An 18,372-nucleotide genomic window follows, 5' to 3' on the forward strand; every position below is an offset into this window, starting at 1 on the left:
AGTCAAGAGAATGTCGATACCGCAGATTTTGAACAGCATTGCCGCAAAAGGTCCGGTCTTCGAGGCCGGTCATGTCTGGCTCGCGGGCGCAGGGCCGGGCGATGTGCGTTATCTGACGCTGGAAGTGGCGCTCGCGCTGTCTCAGGCCGATATCATCGTGCGTGATGCGCTGGTGAGCGATGATGTCGTTGCTCTCGCTCCGCAGGCAGAGATTGTTTTTGCGGGCAAAAGGGGCGGCAAGCCGTCTGCGACACAGGATGATATTACCGCTTCGCTGATCGATTTCGCCAGCCAAGGCAAAAAGGTGCTGCGGCTGAAGGGCGGTGATCCCTTTATTTTCGGGCGTGGCGGTGAAGAGGCCGAGGCGCTTGTCCATGCCGGCGTTCCGTTTCGCATATTGCCGGGCATGACCTCGTCGTTCACCGCGCTCGCTTCAGCGCGAATTCCCGCCACCATGCGCGGGATCAGCCGCGCCGTGACACTCGCCACCGGTCACGCAGCGGGCACCGAAGAGGATCTGGACTGGCTGGCGCTGGCGAAAACGCAGGAACCCATTGTCGTTTATATGGGGCTGAAGAATATCGGCACGATTGCCGGTCTTCTGATGCAAGGCGGGCGTTCGGGAAAAACGCCGGTCGCCGTCATCATGTCGGCAACGACGGCGCAGGAGCGGATTTTCATAGGCACATTGCAAAGCATAGCTGACGATGCAATCAGGGAAAATTTCGAAGCGCCGGCTTTGATCGTCATCGGCGAGATTGTTTCGATGCGGGAGCGTCTTGGAGTTTCCGGCTCATGACGGCGCGCGCAATCATCATCGGCGCGCCGCGCTCTGGGTCCGGCAAGACCAGCGTGACCATCGGTCTGCTGCGGGCCTTTGCCCGACGCGGTATCAAGGTGCGCGGCATCAAGACGGGACCGGATTATATCGACCCCGGTTTCCATGCCTTTGCCACCGGCACATCCGGTCTTAATCTCGATAGCTGGGCCATGCGGCCGGAATTGCTGCGGCATCTGTTTTTGCAGCAGACCGAGGATGCGGAATTGGTTCTGATCGAAAGCGCCATGGGCCTGTTCGACGGTATTCCGGTGGCGGAAAATCGGACCGGTTCGGCGGCGGATCTGGCGCGGTTGTTCGGCATTCCCGTGCTGCTGGTGCTGGATGTATCCGGCCAGTCGCAGACGGCTGCCGCCATCGCCCATGGTTTTGCCCATTACGATCCTGCCGTTACCATGGCGGCAGCTGTGCTGAACCGGGCTGGCAGCGAAAGACACCGGACCTTGTGCACGGAAGCCATCGAAAAAATCGGCCTCCCCGTTGCCGGCTGCGTGTTGCGTGATCCGTCGCTTATCCTGCCGGAGCGGCATCTGGGGCTGGTGCAGGCCAGCGAACACCCGGAGATCGATGCGCATATAGAACGGCTGGCGGACGCAATGGAAAAATCCATTGACCTCGACGCATTGCTTTTACTCGCCGCGCCAGTGGATGTGTCTTCCGGCTCGACGAATGCGGCGATTGCACCGCCCGGCCAGCGCATCGCGCTGGCGGAGGATGCGGCGTTCACTTTCCTTTATCCGCACCTCAAGAAGCATTGGCAGGCGGCCGGTGCCGAGATCGTGCCGTTCTCACCGCTCGCGGATGAGGCACCTGACGGGAACTGCGATATTTGCTGGCTGCCCGGCGGGTATCCCGAGCTTTTTGCCGGAAAGCTTGCCGACGCGGCCCATTTCAAGGCTGGCATCGCCAGTTTTGCTTCGACAAAGCCCGTTCATGGCGAGTGCGGTGGTTACATGGTGCTTGGCGAGGCGCTGGAAGATGCGGATGGGGTGACCCATGCAATGACCGGGCTTCTGTCGCATGCCACCAGCTTTGCGACGCGCAAGATGAATCTCGGCTACCGGCAGGCGACGATCGCGGCAAGCGGACCGCTCGGCGCGGCGGGCGATGTTCTGCGCGGCCATGAATTTCATTATGCCCGGGTTACCGATCCCGGCCGCGATGAGCCCTTCGCCCAAATTGCTGACGGGCAAGGTCGTCCGCTCGGGCCATCGGGCGGCAGGAGAGGTTTTGTCTCGGGCACCTTTTTTCATGCCATAGCCAGAGGCGATTGATCGTTTCCGTTTTTCTCTGTGGGCCTGCGGCAAAGTGGACCAAGCTGCGAAAGTTTGTAGGCCTGTATCACGGGAAAGTGCTATAGATCGTTTTAAAGGGCATGGAAGAGCGGAGTTGTCTCCAAAGATCCATGTCCGGTGAAGCGCGGCGGGATCGAAAGCCGCTTCATATTTTCCGGCCCGAACCTTTCCCGCGCATTTTATATCGAGCGTGCCTATCGATGATGAAACCCGGATTTTTTGTCTCCGCTGCTCTCGCCGCATCCATTCTGCTGGCCCCTTTTGGCGCCGGCGTCGACGCTACGGCGGCCCACGGTGGTGAAGATTATGCGACGCTGGAAAAGCTCGGTGCAGCGCTGTTCGACGATCCCAATCTTTCGATGAACCGCACAATGGCCTGTTCCACTTGCCATATGCAGGTCGCCGGTTTTTCCGATGCGCGGGAGAGCGACAAGGTCGGGCGGGACGTATCGCTCGGCGACGATGGGATTTCGCTGGGCGACCGCAACGCGCCGACTGCAGCTTATGCCCGCTTCACGCCGCCTTTCGGCAGGAATGCGGCGGCAGAGTATGTCGGCGGGCAATTCTGGGATGGCCGGGCCTCCCTGCTCGAGGATCAGGCTGGCGGTCCGCCGCTCAATCCCCTCGAAATGGGCATGCCGGACAAGGCTTCGGTCGTCAAACGGCTCAAAGAGAACCCGGATTATGTTGCAGCCTTCGGCACGCAGTTTGGAAAGGAAGTATTCCAGAGCGATGAAACCGCCTATGCCGCGATGACCAAGGCGCTTGCGAGCTTCGAGCGTTCGGATGAATTTTCCACCTTCGATTCCAGATATGACCGCTTCCTGCGCGGCGAAGAAAAGCTGACGGATCAGGAGGAGTTGGGCCGCGTTCTGATCTCTTCGACGCAGTTCACCAATTGCAATACATGCCATGAAATCCGTGGCGCCAAGGGCCTGGAAGACGGCCTCTTCACCAACCACAAATATTTCAACATCGGTGTTCCCGCCAACACGGCTGTGAGGGCCGTGAATGGTTCCAAGCCAGGTACGGTTGATCTCGGATTGGCGCAGAATCCCGCCGTGGCTGGCGATGCCGCCCAGCGCGGCAAGTTCAAGGTGCCGACGCTGCGCAATGTCGCCGTGACCGGTCCCTACATGCACAATGGCGTATTCAGGGATTTGCGCACGGTGGTGCTGTTTTATGTGAAATACAAAAGCAAGAAGCCGAGCCGTCAGATCAATCCGGAAACGGGCAAGACGTGGGATGCGCCCGAGGTGCCCGAGAATATTGCCATGACGGAACTGACATCCGCGCCGGCGCTGGATGACAAGCGGGTGGATGCCATCGTGGCATTTCTGAAGACGCTGACCGACCGGCGTTACGAGCATCTTCTGCCAAAGGAGGACGGGCAGACGGCGGTGCCACCTGCCCAGCCCGTTTCAAGCGTTACGCCGAAAGCGCCTTGAATTCGGCGAGAACCGCGTCACCCATCTCAGACGTGCCGACCTGGCGGCAACCATCGGCCATGATGTCGGCGGTGCGGATGCCCTTGTCCAATACGTTGGCGATTGCCGCCTCGAGCTTGGTGGCTTCATCCACCATGTTGAACGAGTAGCGCAGGCACATGGCGAAGGACGCGATCATGGCGATCGGGTTGGCAATGCCCTTGCCGGCGATATCAGGGGCCGAACCGTGCACCGGCTCATACATGGCCTTGCGCTTGCCGGTCTTGGCGTCAGGTGCACCGAGCGAGGCAGACGGCAGCATGCCGAGCGAGCCTGTCAGCATGGCGGCCACGTCGGACAGCATGTCGCCGAAGAGGTTGTCGGTCACGATGACGTCGAACTGCTTGGGCTTGCGCACGAGCTGCATGCCGCCGGCATCCGCCAGCATATGTTCCAGCTGAACGTCTTTGTACTTGGCGGCATGGGTTTCGGTGACAACCTGATTCCACAACACGCCCGACTTCATCACGTTGCGCTTTTCCATCGAGCAGACGCGGTTGTCGCGGGTGCGGGCCAGTTCAAAAGCGACGCTGGCGATGCGCTCGATCTCGAAGGTGTCGTAGATCTGTGTGTCGATGCCGCGCTTCTGGCCGTTGCCGAGATCGATGATCTGCTTCGGTTCACCGAAATAAACGCCACCCGTCAGTTCACGGACAATGAGGATATCGAGACCTTCGACCAGTTCCGGCTTCAGCGAAGAAGCGGCGGCAAGTGCCGGATAGCAGATGGCCGGGCGCAGATTGGCGAAAAGTTCGAGATCCTTGCGCAGGCGCAGCAGACCGGCTTCCGGCCGATGCTCATAGGGAACGCCATCCCATTTCGGACCGCCGACGGCACCGAACAGGATCGCATCGGCGGCCAGCGCCTTTTCCATATCCGCATCGGAAATCGCCACGCCATGAGCGTCATAAGCGGAGCCGCCGACGAGGCCTTCCGAAACGGTAAAGCCTGCACCTGTCGCGCTGTTCATATAATCGATCAGCTTGCGGACTTCGGTCATGGCTTCAGGGCCGATACCATCACCGGGCAGCAGGAAAAGCGAACGGACTGTCATGAGAACCCTCCTTGGGCGGCGCGCCGGAAAACATCATGAAGGGTTTTCGATGGCGGCGAGCGCGGCGTCTAACTCGTTCCGTCCTGCACATGCCTGGTCGTATCGCAGCCGGACGGGATCGAGGGCTTCTTATCTCCGCCTCAAGGGCTTTTCAAGCAAAGCAAAAGCCGATCCGGTACGGTTTGGTACGGGATCGGCTTTTTGAAGAGCGGAAATGGGGTCAGGCCCAGGGACGGACCGAGGCGTTCGCCTTTTCAAACGTGTCGATGGCGCCGGAATGTTCCAGCGTCAGGCCGATATCGTCGAGACCGTTCAGCATGCAATGACGCTTGAATTCATCGATCTCGAAGGTAATCGTGCCGCCGTCGGGACCGCTGATTTCCTGGCGCTCCAGATCGATGGAGAGAACGGCGTTCGATCCGCGCGACGCGTCGTCCAGCAGCTTTTCGAGATTCTCGGGGCTGACGACAACAGGCAGGATGCCGTTCTTGAAACAGTTATTGTAAAAGATGTCGGCGAAGCTGGTGGAGATCACGCAGCGGATGCCGAAATCGAGCAGTGCCCATGGCGCATGTTCGCGCGACGAGCCGCAGCCGAAATTGTCACCGGCAACGAGAATCTGGGCGTTCTGGTAGGCGGGCTTGTTCAGCACGAAATCGGGATTGGGCGAACCGTCTTCGAGATAACGGGATTCGGCGAAAAGACCTTTGCCGAGACCGGTGCGCTTGATGGTCTTCAGATAATCTTTCGGAATGATCATATCGGTATCGATATTTACGACCGGCATGGGCGCGGCGACGCCCGTCAGCTTGGTGAATTTTTCCATCTGTCGCTTCCCGTGTTTCCCTTGAACAAAATCCGGCACTGACGAAAGCCTGCCGGATGTTCTCTGCGGGGAAATACTGCAAAAATCGGCGCTTTAGAAGCGCAAACCCGCGTTCTTCGGTACGCCTCGTGGGACGTTGTCGCATCCTGACCGGATTAAACGACCTCAGAGATCGATAATCGTGCCCTTGCCGTCGTTCCAGACGCGCATGTCGCGCTGGTTACGCGGCTTGACCGGAATGGGGGCCGGCTTCAGACGCGCGGAAAGCAGTCGGGCAGCGCTGAGAACCGCGAGCACGCCGATGAAAGCCACCGTAAGCGACGCGGTGAAAAGAGCGACGATCGCCAGAATTGCAATGCCAGATGCGGCGATGAAAAACGAACGTATGCCTTGCATGATCCAAACCTTTCTATCCAGACGAATGTGGGCCTTCTTCTTCCGGCTTGCAAGAGGATTCAGTGGATTGTCGGCTTGCAGATGTCACAAAAGCTTGACACAAGTGCGGCATCGTCAATTTTTCCGAAAATATTTCCGTGAGACCACGTCGTTCCTTGCTGTCAGTTCCGGCGATCAATGTCCGGGCACTCGAAAAAATCGGGACGCTCGACTGTGATGGCGTGATCCTCGATCTCGAGGATTCGGTTGCGCCCGATATGAGGGGCAAGGCGCGGGACAATCTGGAAAAGCTGTTCTCAGGTCCGTCTTTCGACGGACGGGAAACGATCATCCGCATCAATCCGCTTTCGACACCGGATGGAAAAGCGGATCTCCAGCTTGTGCTTTCCTGCCGGCCGGATGCGGTTTTATTGCCGAAGGTGGAGCAGCCTTCCGATATTCATGAGTTGGCCGATCTTCTGGCAGAAACTGATGCGCCCGAGCACCTGAAAATCTGGGCGATGATCGAAACGCCGTTCGGCGTCCTGAATGCCGCCTCGATTGCCGATGCGGCCCATACGCCGAATGCCCGGCTTGCCGCTTTCGTCATCGGGCTGAACGATCTGCGCAAGGAAACGCGGGTTCCGCGCCTTCCCGGCCGCACCTATCTCGTGCCGTGGATGATGCAGGTGGTTCTTGCGGCGCGGGCATATGGGCTTGATGTCATCGACAGTGTCTCGAATGATTTTCGCGATATCGAGGCTTTTGAAGCTGAATGCGAACAGGCGCGCGCCATGGGATTTGATGGCAAGATGCTGATCCATCCTGCCCAGATCGAACCGGCCAACCGGCATTTCGCCCCGGATGAAGCGGCGGTTGCGGAAGCCCGCGAGATCATTGCCGCTTTCGCAAAACCGGAATCTGTGGAATTGAACGTCATCAACATGAACGGTCGGATGATCGAACGGCTGCATGTGGGCCAGGCCGAAAGGCTGGTCGCCATGGCCGATATCATCGCGCAAAGAAAGGCGAAAAAAACGTGAAGGTCTATCGTTTCATAACCGGTCCGGACGACTCCAAATTCTGTCACCGGGTCACCGAAGCGCTGAACAAGGGCTGGGAACTTGCGGGTTCACCCAGCTATGCCTTCAATGCCGCAAGCGGCGTCATGCATTGCGGGCAGGCCGTGACCAAGGTGGTGGAAGGCAAGGAATACCATCCGGACATGAAGCTCGGCGAGCAATGAGCGGTGATAGCCGCCCCGATCAGCGATCGGCGGCGGCCTCGTCGGCGCTTTCCTCGATCCGCTCCATGTCGTCATCCGAGAGGCCGAAATGGTGGCCGATTTCATGGATGAGAACATGGGTGATGATATCACCAAGCGTTTCCTCATTCTCGGCCCAATAGTCGAGAATGGGACGGCGATACAGCGTGATGCGGTTCACCATCTCGCCCGTTTCCATGGTGAAACGTTCGGAGATGCCGCGCCCTTCGAAGAGACCGAGAAGGTCGAAAGGTGTTTCGAGCGCCATGTCCTCGAACACGTCATCGGTTGGAAAATCGGCGATCTCGATGATGAGATCTTTCGTCAATGCGCGAAATTCTTCCGGCAGGTGGCCATATGCCTCGATCGCAAGCGACTCGAAGGCGGAAAGTGTCGGCGCATGGCGGTCCCGCCAATCGTCGGTCTGGTCTATGCGGGCCATTTCTGCTCCTTGTTGGAAGGCCCATATAAACACTTGCGGGGCAAATTTCGAGACCCGTCTGCTTCACCCGCCGAAAAAGCATGAAATTCTTGGCGTTACAGTTACTTTTCAGGCCGTCGTCATCTTGACATAAATGGGCGTCTCGCGTAATCGGCACCCAAATTGATGGCGTAGTGCGCCTTCCGTTTATTCCGCCCCTCAAAAGGCGGCTTCACCGGCAGATATTCAAAGGGACATTTTGTCTCGACGGGTTTCTACCAAATTCCGACTGATAAAAAGACGGCCAGCTTGCTTTGGCGGGCAGAGCCGGAACGAACATGAAAGGATAAAAAATGTTCGCAGTCATCAAGACCGGCGGTAAGCAGTACCGCGTAGCGGCCGACGCCGTGCTGACCATCGAAAAGCTGGAAGCAGAGGCAGGCGCAACTGTAGAATTCACCGAAGTTCTCGTGGTCGGCGAAGGCGCTGATGCCAAGTTCGGTGCACCCTTCGTCAAGGGCGCCATCGTCAAGGCTGAAGTTGTCGAGCACAATCGCGGCAAGAAGGTTATCGCCTTCAAGAAGCGTCGTCGTCAGAACTCCAAGCGTTCGCGCGGCCATCGTCAGCATCACACTGTCGTCCGCATCACGGACATCGTTGCTGCCTGATCGGCGCGACACGGGAAACAAGGTTTAAAGGAGAACTCCAATGGCACACAAAAAAGCTGGCGGTTCCTCGCGTAACGGTCGCGATTCTGAATCCAAGCGCCTTGGCGTAAAGAAGTTCGGCGGCGAAGCCGTCATTCCAGGCAACATTATTCTGCGCCAGCGTGGCACGCAGTGGCATCCGGGCGCCAACGTCGGCATCGGCAAGGACCACACGATTTTTGCGCTGACCGCAGGTAACGTGAACTTCCGCACGAAGGCCAATGGCCGCGTATTCGTATCCGTGGCCCCGAAAGCGGAAGCCGCAGAATAAGCCGGTAAGCGTTTATATGCAGCCGGTGTCCCATCGACCCGGCTGAAATGCAAAGTTCAGTCAAGAAACAGGGGAGATGGGGCACTACCATCTCCCCTGTTTCTTTTACCCCAAGGAGGGACTGAACCATGCAAGCTGAATTGTTGAGGGTTGACCAATCACGGTCACCCGAAGAGCGGCCGAGGCCCGATCGGTCGAGGAGCGATTGCCCCGTTTTACTGTCGCAGAGGCTGGTTTTGCGCAAGCCTCACGAAGAAGACATCGACGCCCTTGCCCATCTTGCCAACAATGCCAATATCGCGACCATGGTGTCGCGTATGCCGCACCCGTACACGGCCAAAGACGCCGCGGATTTTGTGCGACGCTCCAAAGCTGGCGAGATTGGCAAGTGCGTCTATGCGATTACCCGCATGGACAATGGCGAGTTTTTAGGCTGCTGCGCGCTCGAACCCCAGGAAGATGAAAAGACGCTGGAGATCGGTTACTGGCTGGGGGAACCCTACTGGAACCGCGGCTACATGACCGAAGCGGCGCATGCGCTGATCGACATGGCCTTCCGCACGCGTGAAATCGACCAGATCGATGCCCGTTGCCGGGTCACCAACATCGCCTCGCGCCGCGTCATCCAGAAGTGCGGTTTCCAGTTCCAGGGTTCCGGCATGGTCGGTTCGCTGGCGCTCGGCGGCATGGTGCCGGTCGAATGGTACAGGCTGGACCGCAAGACCTGGGTTTCGCTGAAGAGCTGGGGGGACATGGGATGAGTGCGCTCGAACTGACCCGACGGCGAACTGCCACGACAGTGGCGCCGCCCGGCCCCTGCCCTGTCATCGAGACAAAGCGTCTGGTGCTGCGGCCGCAGCGCCTTTCCGATGCCGGCAGCATTGCGGAATCGCTTGGCGATTTCGCCGTGACCAGAATGCTGGCCCGCGTTCCCGCACCCTACCACAAGCAGGATGCGCTGGAATGGCTGGTCTTGCGTACCTCCGGTACCCTGCCCGACTGGGATTTCGCCATCACCAGTGGTGACGATACCCTGATCGGCATCGTCTCGGTGGAGTTGCGGCATGGCGAGTGGCATCTCGGCTACTGGCTGAACCGCTTCTACTGGGGCAAGGGTTACATGACCGAGGCGGTGGCCGGTGTGGTGGAACGGTTCTTCCGCCGCATGCCGGGGGTGATGCTTCATTCCGGCGTGTTTGCGGATAATCCCGCTTCGCTACGGGTGCAGGAGAAACTCGGTTTCCAGGTAACCGGTTGCCACCAGATCTACGCCACGGCGCGCGCCGCCATGGTGGCGCATATCGATACGGTGATCACGGCTGAGGATTTCATCCCGCCACATCGCTGACATTGAGGAGCATTGGGTTTTCCGAAAACCGCTATACACTTTTCGGCCCGATGCCCTAAACAAGGCCGGTTTACCCCAAACCGGCCTTGTCTCGCGCATGGGCTTCCCGCACGATAGTCTTTGACCTCGTGGAGAAGCGCTTGTATTCGAAACGACGATATTTTTGTTCGACGCAGCAGGAAGATTGTTGCGTCCGCAAACCGACAGAACGGCAGTCCGATGAAATTTCTCGATGAAGCAAAAGTCTATATCAAGTCCGGTGACGGCGGCGCGGGCGCTGTGTCCTTCCGGCGCGAAAAATTCATCGAATTCGGCGGTCCTGACGGCGGTGATGGCGGACGCGGCGGCGATGTCTGGGTCGAAGTGGTCAACGGTCTCAACACGCTTATCGACTTCCGTTTCCAGCAGCATTTCAAGGCCTCGATCGGACAGCACGGCATGGGCAAGACTCGCACCGGTGCCAAGGGTTCGGATGTGGTGCTGAAGGTACCGGTCGGCACGCAAATCTTCGAGGAAGACAATGAGACGCTGATCGTCGACCTCACCAAGGAAGGCCAGCGCTTTCGTCTCGCCGCCGGCGGCAATGGCGGTTTCGGCAATGCCTATTTCAAGTCGTCCACCAATCAGGCGCCCACCCACGCTAATCCGGGCCTTGCGGGTGAGGAAAAGACGGTTTGGCTTCGCCTGAAACTGATCGCCGATGCCGGTCTCGTTGGTCTGCCCAATGCCGGCAAATCCACCTTTCTTGCGACGGTGACCCGCGCGCGGCCGAAGATCGCCAATTATCCCTTCACCACCCTGCATCCGAACCTCGGCGTTGCGACCATTGACGGCCGTGAATTCGTGCTGGCCGATATTCCCGGCCTGATCGAAGGTGCGCATGAGGGCGTGGGCATCGGTGACCGTTTCCTCGGCCATGTGGAGCGGACCCGCGTGCTGCTGCACCTCGTTTCCGCGCAGGAAGAAAAGGTCGGCAAGGCCTACAAGACGGTTAAAGCCGAACTGGATGCCTATGGCGGCGGCTTGACCGACAAGCCGGAAATCGTGGCGCTGTCGCAGATCGACGTGCTGGATGAAAAAGAATTGAAAAAGAAGGCGAAGGAGTTGGAAAAGGCCTGCGGCCGTCCTCCGCTCCTGCTATCCGCTGCCGCGCATATCGGTATGACGGAAGCGCTGCGCGCCCTTCGCGATGTCATCGTCTCGGCGAGCAATGGCGGTGAAACCGCCCTGCCCGACCGGTCCATGCCGCATGAGGACAGCGAGGCCGAGGAAGAGGACGACCGTCTATGAGCCTGATGCGCAAGCCGCTGGCGAGCCACCACCGGATCGTCATCAAGATCGGATCGGCGCTTCTGGTGGACCGGAAGACCGGCCTCAAGAAAGACTGGCTCGACGCCATCTGCGAGGATATCGCCGCGCTCAAGAAAAACGGCGCGGATGTACAAGTCGTCTCTTCGGGCGCCATCGCGCTTGGCCGCACCGTGCTCGGCTTGCCTTCCGGTGCATTGAAGCTGGAGGAAAGCCAGGCGGCGGCGGCTGTCGGCCAGATCGCGCTGGCGCGGGCATGGTCGGAAAGCCTGTCACGGCATGAGATCGTCGCCGGCCAGATTCTGCTGACGCTCTCCGATACCGAAGAGCGCCGCCGTTATCTCAATGCGCGCGCCACCATCAACCAGCTGCTGAAGATCGGCGCTATCCCGATCATCAATGAAAATGATACCGTGGCGACCACCGAAATTCGCTATGGCGACAATGACCGTCTGGCGGCACGTGTGGCGACCATGACGGGTGCCGATCTTCTGGTGCTGCTTTCGGATATTGACGGGCTTTACACAGCTCCGCCGCATCTCGATCCCGACGCGAAATTCCTTGAGACGATCGCCGATATTACGCCCGAAATCGAGGCCATGGCAGGCGGTGCGGCATCCGAGCTTTCTCGCGGCGGCATGCGTACCAAGATCGACGCGGGCAAGATCGCGACCGCTGCCGGCTGCGGCATGATCATCGCCTCCGGCAAGACGCTTAATCCCTTGAAGGCTATTGAAAACGGCGCGCGCTCCTCATGGTTCGCCCCATCGGGAACGCCGGTGACGGCGCGCAAGACCTGGATTGCCGGGCAATTGCAGCCGGCCGGCGAAATCCATGTGGATGCAGGGGCCGAAAAGGCGCTTTATGCCGGAAAAAGCCTGCTTCCCGCAGGCGTGCGGCAGGTGAAAGGCAATTTCGGACGCGGTGATGCGATCGCCATTATCGGCGCCGAAGGCCGTGAAGTCGCTCGTGGCCTTGCGGGTTACGATGCGGAGGAAGCGCGTCTTATCATCGGTCACAAGTCGAACGAGATCGAGGCGATCCTCGGTTATGTCGGGCGGGCGGCGATGATCCATCGTGACGATCTGGTGATGACGGGCGCTGCCGTCAAAGTTAAGAATGCAAAGAAGGATGAGGTCCATGCCTGAACAGGCCGTGAAGCAGAGCCATGATATTGACGCGCTGATGTTGACCATCGGCGCTCAGGCGAAAGCTGCTTCGCGACCGTTGTCCATTGCGGGCACAGACCAGAAGAACCGCGCGCTGCTTGCCATGGCCTCCGCCATCGAAGCCTCGAAGGATGCGATCCTCGCCGCCAACCGCAAGGATCTGGCCGCTGCGGAAAGCGCCGGCCTTGCCGCTTCGTTTGTGGACAGGCTGACGCTCAACGATGCGCGCATCGCCGGCATTGCCGAAGGCATCCGCTCGGTTGCCGCGCTGCCCGATCCGGTCGGTGAAGTCATCGCCGCTTGGGATCGCCCGAATGGGCTGAAAATCGAGCGCGTGCGCACGCCGCTCGGCGTTATCGGTGTGATCTACGAAAGCCGCCCGAATGTGACGGCGGATGCCGGCGCTTTGTGCCTCAAGGCAGGCAATGCCGTGATCCTGCGCGGCGGCTCGGATTCGCAACATTCATCGCGTGCTATCCATGCCTGCCTCGTGGAAGGCCTGAAGATTGCCGGGCTCCCTGAGCATGCCATTCAACTCGTGCCGGTGACCGATCGTGCCGCCGTCGGTGCGCTTCTCAGCGGTTTGAACGGCACGGTTGACGTGATCGTGCCGCGCGGCGGCAAGAGCCTGGTGGCGCGGGTGCAGTCGGAAGCCCGCGTGCCGGTCTTCGCGCATCTCGAGGGCATCTGCCATATCTATGTCGACAAATCTGCCGATCTCGACATGGCCAAACGTATCGTCGTTAATGCCAAGATGCGCCGCACCGGCATTTGCGGGGCGGCAGAGACATTGCTCGTGGATGCCGCTGCCGTTTCCACGCATCTCACGCCGCTCGTCAAGGCCTTGATCGAAGCTGGCTGCGAAGTGCGCGGTTCGCAGGCGGTTCGCGATGTGGTGGCGGATCTGGTGCCGGCAACGGAGGAGGACTGGCGCACCGAATATCTCGATGCGATCATTTCGGTCGCCGTTGTGGATGGCATTTCCGGTGCGATCGATCATATCGGCACCTATTCGTCCAACCACACAGAGGCGGTGATTGCCGAGGACCCTGATGTGGTCGAACGGTTCTTCAACGAACTCGATTCGGCCATTCTGCTGCACAATGCCTCGACGCAGTTCGCGGATGGCGGCGAATTCGGCATGGGTGCTGAAATCGGCATCGCCACCGGCAAGATGCATGCACGCGGTCCTGTCGGCGTCGAGCAACTCACCTCGTTCAAATACCGTGTGCATGGCACCGGCCAGACACGGACGTGATATTTGCCGGCCGATAAGCGCCTCGACAGACGTTATCTCACCATGCCGCATGTGGAGCGCGGCATGGTCGTCGGGCTTTTCGGCGGCTCCTTCAATCCGCCGCATGCCGGCCATGCGCTGGTGGCGGAAATAGCGCTGCGCAGGCTGGGTCTCGATCAGCTCTGGTGGATCGTCACTCCGGGCAATCCACTGAAAAGCCGTTCGGAACTGGCGTCCCTCGAAGACCGCATCGCCGCTTGCGAAAAGCTTGTTCATGATCCCCGCATCAAGGTCACGGCCTTCGAAAAATCGCTGGGCATGAGCTATACGGCCAATACGCTTGCCAAGGTGAAGGCGAAGAATCCGCATGTTCGCTTCGTCTGGATCATGGGCGCCGACAATCTGAAGAGTTTTCACCGTTGGCAGAAATGGCGCACCATCGCTGAGACTTTCCCAATCGCGGTGATCGATCGACCGGGTTCGACTCTGTCCTACCTCTCCTCCACCATGGCGCAGGCTTTCAGCCAGGCGCGGATAGATGAGGACGATGCCGGCGTTTTGTGGAAAAAACGCGCTCCCGCCTGGGTTTTCATTCATGGGCCGCGTTCGACACTCAGCTCCACGGCACTGCGAAACGGTCGCAAATGACGCCTTCGATCACAAATGATGTATGGGCCGGGTGTCAAAGGCTCCATATCTTGAAAAGTTAATGTTTTGATGCCACCTTTATTGTGTGACGCAGAGAATCGCGTCGCGCAGTGCCTGTTTTGTCATTCTTGGAAAGGAAAACCTCTGACAACAGTACACGCCAAGGGAAGAGCGTTCGTTGCTATCCCGAAGGGTCAGGACAGTGGCGCCGATGCCGCCGGCCATGCCCTCGAAACCGTCCTCGCGAGCCTCGAGGACTCCAAGGCTGAAGATATCGTCTCTCTCAACATTGCCGGAAAATCGGCACTTGCGGACTACATGGTCGTGGTCTCCGGGCGGTCGAACAGGCATGTCTCGGCGATTTGCGAGCATCTCCTGAAAGATATGAAGGATGAAGGGTTCGGAAACGCCCGCGTTGAAGGTCTTGAGGCCGGAGACTGGGTGGTTATCGATGCCGGCGATATCATCGTTCATGTGTTCCGTCCGGAAATCCGCGCCTTCTATAACATTGAAAAAATGTGGGCGACGCCGGATATGCCGGAAGAGACGCTGCATTGATGCGGTGAGCCTTTGAGCGAGTGCATCGCTTTTGCCGAAGATCATATCTGACTTCGGAAACGGTGCCTCTGGCCGGAAATCAGACCGGCCGCATAGGAATCCGCAGGCTATGCTGTTAAGAGCGTGACCCTGTTGGGTCACGACGAATGCAGGTTTGCGATGCGGATTTCAATTTTTGCGGTGGGACGGCTGAAATCCGGCCCTGAAAAGGATCTTGCGGCCCGTTATACCGAGCGCCTGGCAAAGACCGGCCCGGCGATCGGGCTGGAGTTTTCACGGGTGATCGAGGTTGCCGAAAGCCGCGCTTCCAATGCGGAGACCCGCAAGCGCGAAGAAGCCGCGATGCTGGAAAAACATCTGGCTGATGGAGCTGCCCTCGTCCTGCTGGACGAGCGCGGAAAAGCGCTCGATAGTCCTGCCTTCGCTTCATTTTTTGGCGATCTGCGCGATAGCGGCAAGCGCGATCTCATAATTGCCATAGGCGGAGCCGACGGGCTCGACCCCACGCTCTATGACAAGGCGACGGCCGTTCTCAATCTCGGCAAGCTGACATGGCCGCATCAGATCGTTCGTATCCTGATTGCCGAACAGCTCTACCGTGCCGTCACAATCCTTTCCGGCCATCCCTATCATCGCGTTTGAACGGGCTCCGATTCGGAGAAATGTCTCAATTTTAACATGAAGCTCCGCGACACCGCTGGCAGCGGGCGGCCTTTCTCAGGCCTCTTGGAAGATCGCGGCAAAATCCCTAATATCGACGCTCCTGCTTCGGCATCAAAGAAAGTTCACATGGACAACAGGCCTCAACGAAAACGGCACGCTGCCCTTGCGGGCGCGGTTATTGCTGCTTTCGTCCTGGGGATCGGTCCGACCTATTCGCGGGACGATGCGGGTGCCGTTCCGGCCACAGGCGATGATTCCTCTCCGGATGCGCTGCAGACGCTGGAGAAGCGCCGCGACCAGAACCGGCAGGATCTGGAGGAACTGGTAGACAGCATCGGTCTTTCGGAAGACAAGACAAGGACGCTTGAGGAGAGCATCGCCTCCCTCAATCAGGACAGCGCCCGCATCCGGGAGGAGCTGATCGCATCCGCTGCCCGGCGCAAGGCGCTGGAAACCAAGATCAGCGATGGTGAGGATCGCCTCGCCAAGCTTTCGGTGCGCGAGGATGGCGTCAAGGCGTCGCTGCGGGAAAGACGCGGGGTGCTGGCGGAAGTTCTGGCGGCGTTGCAGCGCATGGGCCGAAATCCGCCCCCCGCCCTTCTCGTCTCGCCGGAGGATGCGCTTGCGTCCGTGCGAAGCGCCATTCTTCTCGGCGCCGTCGTGCCCGGCATTCGCGGTGAAACCGACAAGCTGGTCGCCGCTCTCAAAGAATTGACCGATCTGAGGCAGGCAATCGCTCGCGAAAAGGACGATCTTACGGGTATGATGACGGCAAGTCTGGAAGAGGAAAAACGCCTTGACCTGCTGATTGCCGAAAATGACCGCAAGAACACCCAGACGGCGGCGGAGCTGGAGGCGGAACGCAAGCGATCTGAAGAGCTTGCGAGCAAGGCGACGAGCCTTGAGGGGCTGGTCAGTTCGCTTGAAGGCGAGATTACCTCGGTGCGGGAGGCGATGGAAAAGGCGCGGGCGGAAGAGCAGCGTCTGGCCCGTCTTTCGGAGGCGGAACGTGAAAAGGAGCGCGCCGCGGCCGAGGCTGGAATGCCCGATAAAAACCGTATTGCGCCCGCATATCCCTTCGCGAGTTTGAAGGGAAAGCTGGAGGTGCCGGTTGCCGGCGAGGTGCTGCGGCGCTTCGGCGATGCGGACGGAACGGGCCACTTTTCCAAGGGAATTGTCGTTGCGAGCGGACCGGAAGCCATCGTGACGGCGCCTGCAGACGGCTTCGTGGTGTTTGCCGGAGATTTTCGCAGTTATGGCCGGATGATCATCCTCAATACGGGTGATGGATATCATGTGGTGATGACGGGCATGGACAATGTGAGGACGCGGCAGGGCATGTTCGTGTTCTCCGGAGAGCCCATCGCCTCCATGGGTGCAAAAAGAGTAGCGAGTGCAGCAGCATTGGCGCTGGAAACCGACAGGCCAACGCTCTACATTGAGTTCAGGAAAGACGGTGTACCGGTTGATTCCCAACCGTGGTGGACCGCAAAAAATACCGGAAGGGCGCACAATGATTCGTAAGGTTTCGCTTCTCCTTATCGGTGGGCTTATGGGCGCCACGGCGATGAGCGTGATTTATTCGGCGAGCATGCCGGCACAGGCGGCCGGGCCTTCGACCTATAAGGAACTGTCGATCTTTGGCGACGTGTTCGAGCGCGTGCGCGCACAATATGTGACGCCGCCGGATGACGAGAAGCTGGTGGAAAACGCCATCAACGGCATGCTGAGCTCGCTCGATCCGCATTCGAGCTTCATGAATGCCAAGGATGCCAATGACATGCGCACCCAGACCAAGGGTGAATTTGGCGGTCTCGGCATCGAAGTGACCATGGAGAACGAGCTCGTCAAGGTCATCACGCCGATCGACGACACGCCGGCTTCCCGCGCAGGCATTCTCGCCGGCGACTTCATTTCGGAAATCGACGGTACGCCGGTTCGTGGCCTGAAGCTGGAACAGGCGGTCGAAAAGATGCGCGGCGCGGTCAAGACGCCGATCAAGCTGACGATCATCCGTCAGGGCGCCGACAAGCCGCTCGAATTCACCGTCATGCGTGATGTCATTGCCGTGCGCGCCGTCAAGTCCCGCGTCGAAGGTGACAATGTCGGTTATCTGCGCGTCATCTCCTTTACCGAGAAGACCTATGACGATCTCGAAAAGGCGATCAAGAAGATCAAGGCGGATGTGCCGGCCGACAAGCTGAAGGGTTATGTGCTTGACCTTCGCCTCAACCCGGGCGGTCTGCTCGATCAGGCGATCAATGTCTCCGACGCCTTCCTTGAGCGTGGTGAGGTCGTTTCGACCCGTGGCCGTAACCCCGACGAGACCCGCCGCTTCAACGCGACGGCAGGCGATCTGACCGATGGCAAGCCGGTCATCGTGCTCGTCAATGGCGGTTCGGCTTCGGCTTCGGAAATCGTTGCCGGCGCCCTGCAGGATCTGCGCCGCGCGACCGTGGTCGGCACGCGCTCCTTCGGCAAGGGTTCGGTCCAGACGATCATTCCGCTGGGTGAAGCGGGCGCACTGCGCCTGACCACGGCGCTCTATTACACGCCGTCGGGTAAATCGATCCAGGGTACGGGCATCGAGCCTGACATCAAGGTGGAGCAGCCATTGCCGCCTGAGCTGCAGGGCAAGGTGACAACCGAAGGTGAATCCGGTCTTTCCGGCCACATCAAGGGCCAGAGCGAAACCGACGAAGGTTCGGGTTCCTCTGCCTATGTTCCGCCGGAAGCCAAGGACGACATCCAGCTCAACTATGCTCTGGACCTGTTGCGCGGCAGCAAGACGGATCCGTCTTTCCCGCCGAACCCGGAAAAGGCTGTGGTCAACAAGCAGTAAGATAGTGCGCCGGTCAGCCGGCGCATTCCATCTCTTGCCCAACCGTTTGGACGGATCGTTC

At 59.3% G+C, this 18,372-nt stretch carries 21 protein-coding genes; 17 read left to right on the forward strand and 4 right to left on the reverse strand.

Annotated features, from left to right (window positions below; genetic code table 11):
* The first annotated feature begins 10 nt into the window (after positions 1 to 10).
* The 3 genes from cobA (at position 11) to AC5YUO_RS08230 (ending at position 3,581) form a co-directional block, all read left to right on the forward strand.
* Positions 11 to 799: a uroporphyrinogen-III C-methyltransferase gene (cobA, locus tag AC5YUO_RS08220; protein ID WP_496152957.1), complete on the forward strand. Its 789-nt coding sequence runs from the start codon at positions 11 to 13 to the stop codon at positions 797 to 799.
* Positions 796 to 2,112 carry a cobyrinic acid a,c-diamide synthase CobB gene (locus AC5YUO_RS08225; RefSeq protein WP_496152958.1) on the forward strand — a complete coding sequence of 439 codons (1,317 nt, stop codon included), beginning with the start codon at positions 796 to 798 and terminating at the stop codon, positions 2,110 to 2,112. The genes cobA and AC5YUO_RS08225 overlap by 4 nt, the downstream gene beginning before the upstream one ends.
* A 221-nt stretch (positions 2,113 to 2,333) precedes the next feature.
* Positions 2,334 to 3,581 (forward strand): cytochrome-c peroxidase, encoded by a 1,248-nt coding sequence (locus tag AC5YUO_RS08230; RefSeq protein WP_496152959.1) that lies wholly within the window; start codon positions 2,334 to 2,336, stop codon positions 3,579 to 3,581.
* On the opposite strand, the gene leuB is transcribed toward AC5YUO_RS08230, so the two are convergent.
* The 3 genes from leuB to AC5YUO_RS08245 form a co-directional block, all read right to left on the reverse strand.
* Complete coding sequence (gene leuB, locus AC5YUO_RS08235) at positions 3,562 to 4,674, reverse strand: 3-isopropylmalate dehydrogenase (protein WP_496152960.1); 1,113 nt, start codon at positions 4,672 to 4,674, stop codon at positions 3,562 to 3,564. The genes AC5YUO_RS08230 and leuB overlap by 20 nt on opposite strands.
* A gap of 220 nt (positions 4,675 to 4,894) precedes the next feature.
* Positions 4,895 to 5,500, reverse strand: a complete 606-nt coding sequence (leuD, locus tag AC5YUO_RS08240) for a 3-isopropylmalate dehydratase small subunit (protein ID WP_065114390.1) — start codon at positions 5,498 to 5,500, stop codon at positions 4,895 to 4,897.
* A gap of 165 nt (positions 5,501 to 5,665) precedes the next feature.
* Complete coding sequence (locus AC5YUO_RS08245) at positions 5,666 to 5,896, reverse strand: hypothetical protein (RefSeq protein WP_020809819.1); 231 nt, start codon at positions 5,894 to 5,896, stop codon at positions 5,666 to 5,668.
* Between the two features lie 110 nt (positions 5,897 to 6,006).
* Between AC5YUO_RS08245 and AC5YUO_RS08250 the strand changes: the two genes are divergently transcribed.
* On the forward strand, positions 6,007 to 6,918 hold the full coding sequence (locus AC5YUO_RS08250; protein ID WP_496154829.1) for an HpcH/HpaI aldolase/citrate lyase family protein: 912 nt from the start codon (positions 6,007 to 6,009) through the stop codon (positions 6,916 to 6,918).
* On the forward strand, positions 6,915 to 7,121 hold the full coding sequence (locus AC5YUO_RS08255; RefSeq protein ID WP_003492695.1) for a DUF1737 domain-containing protein: 207 nt from the start codon (positions 6,915 to 6,917) through the stop codon (positions 7,119 to 7,121). The genes AC5YUO_RS08250 and AC5YUO_RS08255 overlap by 4 nt, the downstream gene beginning before the upstream one ends.
* Positions 7,122 to 7,140: 19 nt before the next feature.
* Here the strand turns inward: AC5YUO_RS08255 and AC5YUO_RS08260 are convergent, their stop codons facing one another.
* Positions 7,141 to 7,581, reverse strand: a complete 441-nt coding sequence (locus AC5YUO_RS08260) for a metallopeptidase family protein (protein ID WP_003520258.1) — start codon at positions 7,579 to 7,581, stop codon at positions 7,141 to 7,143.
* Positions 7,582 to 7,913: 332 nt separating this feature from the next.
* On the opposite strand from AC5YUO_RS08260, the gene rplU reads away from it, so the two are divergent.
* The 12 genes from rplU to AC5YUO_RS08320 all read left to right on the forward strand — a co-directional run bounded on the left by rplU (position 7,914) and on the right by AC5YUO_RS08320 (position 18,311).
* Positions 7,914 to 8,228 (forward strand): 50S ribosomal protein L21, encoded by a 315-nt coding sequence (rplU, locus tag AC5YUO_RS08265; RefSeq protein WP_003492690.1) that lies wholly within the window; start codon positions 7,914 to 7,916, stop codon positions 8,226 to 8,228.
* A 40-nt stretch (positions 8,229 to 8,268) separates the two neighbouring features.
* Complete coding sequence (gene rpmA / locus AC5YUO_RS08270) at positions 8,269 to 8,538, forward strand: 50S ribosomal protein L27 (RefSeq protein WP_003492686.1); 270 nt, start codon at positions 8,269 to 8,271, stop codon at positions 8,536 to 8,538.
* A 128-nt stretch (positions 8,539 to 8,666) separates the two neighbouring features.
* A complete protein-coding gene (locus tag AC5YUO_RS08275; protein ID WP_003505256.1) occupies positions 8,667 to 9,299 on the forward strand; it encodes a GNAT family N-acetyltransferase in 633 nt (210 codons plus the stop codon).
* Positions 9,296 to 9,886, forward strand: coding sequence for a GNAT family N-acetyltransferase (locus tag AC5YUO_RS08280; RefSeq protein WP_496152961.1), 591 nt, complete (start codon positions 9,296 to 9,298; stop codon positions 9,884 to 9,886). The genes AC5YUO_RS08275 and AC5YUO_RS08280 overlap by 4 nt, the downstream gene beginning before the upstream one ends.
* Positions 9,887 to 10,105: 219 nt before the next feature.
* The gene (obgE, locus tag AC5YUO_RS08285) at positions 10,106 to 11,176 is read left to right on the forward strand and encodes a GTPase ObgE (RefSeq protein ID WP_035265258.1); all 1,071 of its coding nucleotides are present in this window, start codon (positions 10,106 to 10,108) and stop codon (positions 11,174 to 11,176) included.
* Entirely contained in the window at positions 11,173 to 12,342 is a 1,170-nt protein-coding gene (gene proB, locus AC5YUO_RS08290; RefSeq protein ID WP_496152962.1) for a glutamate 5-kinase, read from the forward strand. Before obgE ends, proB begins: the two co-directional genes overlap by 4 nt.
* Complete coding sequence (locus AC5YUO_RS08295) at positions 12,335 to 13,621, forward strand: glutamate-5-semialdehyde dehydrogenase (RefSeq protein ID WP_496152963.1); 1,287 nt, start codon at positions 12,335 to 12,337, stop codon at positions 13,619 to 13,621. Before proB ends, AC5YUO_RS08295 begins: the two co-directional genes overlap by 8 nt.
* 42 nt (positions 13,622 to 13,663) lie before the next feature.
* On the forward strand, positions 13,664 to 14,248 hold the full coding sequence (locus tag AC5YUO_RS08300) for a nicotinate-nucleotide adenylyltransferase (protein ID WP_496154830.1): 585 nt from the start codon (positions 13,664 to 13,666) through the stop codon (positions 14,246 to 14,248).
* 69 nt (positions 14,249 to 14,317) lie between these two features.
* Positions 14,318 to 14,806 carry a ribosome silencing factor gene (gene rsfS / locus AC5YUO_RS08305; protein WP_400817523.1) on the forward strand — a complete coding sequence of 163 codons (489 nt, stop codon included), beginning with the start codon at positions 14,318 to 14,320 and terminating at the stop codon, positions 14,804 to 14,806.
* A gap of 159 nt (positions 14,807 to 14,965) precedes the next feature.
* Complete coding sequence (rlmH, locus tag AC5YUO_RS08310) at positions 14,966 to 15,448, forward strand: 23S rRNA (pseudouridine(1915)-N(3))-methyltransferase RlmH (protein ID WP_496152964.1); 483 nt, start codon at positions 14,966 to 14,968, stop codon at positions 15,446 to 15,448.
* Positions 15,449 to 15,595: 147 nt separating this feature from the next.
* Positions 15,596 to 16,993, forward strand: a complete 1,398-nt coding sequence (locus tag AC5YUO_RS08315; RefSeq protein WP_496152965.1) for a murein hydrolase activator EnvC family protein — start codon at positions 15,596 to 15,598, stop codon at positions 16,991 to 16,993.
* A complete protein-coding gene (locus AC5YUO_RS08320) occupies positions 16,983 to 18,311 on the forward strand; it encodes a S41 family peptidase (RefSeq protein WP_400817441.1) in 1,329 nt (442 codons plus the stop codon). Before AC5YUO_RS08315 ends, AC5YUO_RS08320 begins: the two co-directional genes overlap by 11 nt.
* The last annotated feature ends 61 nt before the right edge of the window (positions 18,312 to 18,372 follow it).

It is taken from the genome of Agrobacterium sp. LEGMi-208b, from assembly GCF_059511785.1.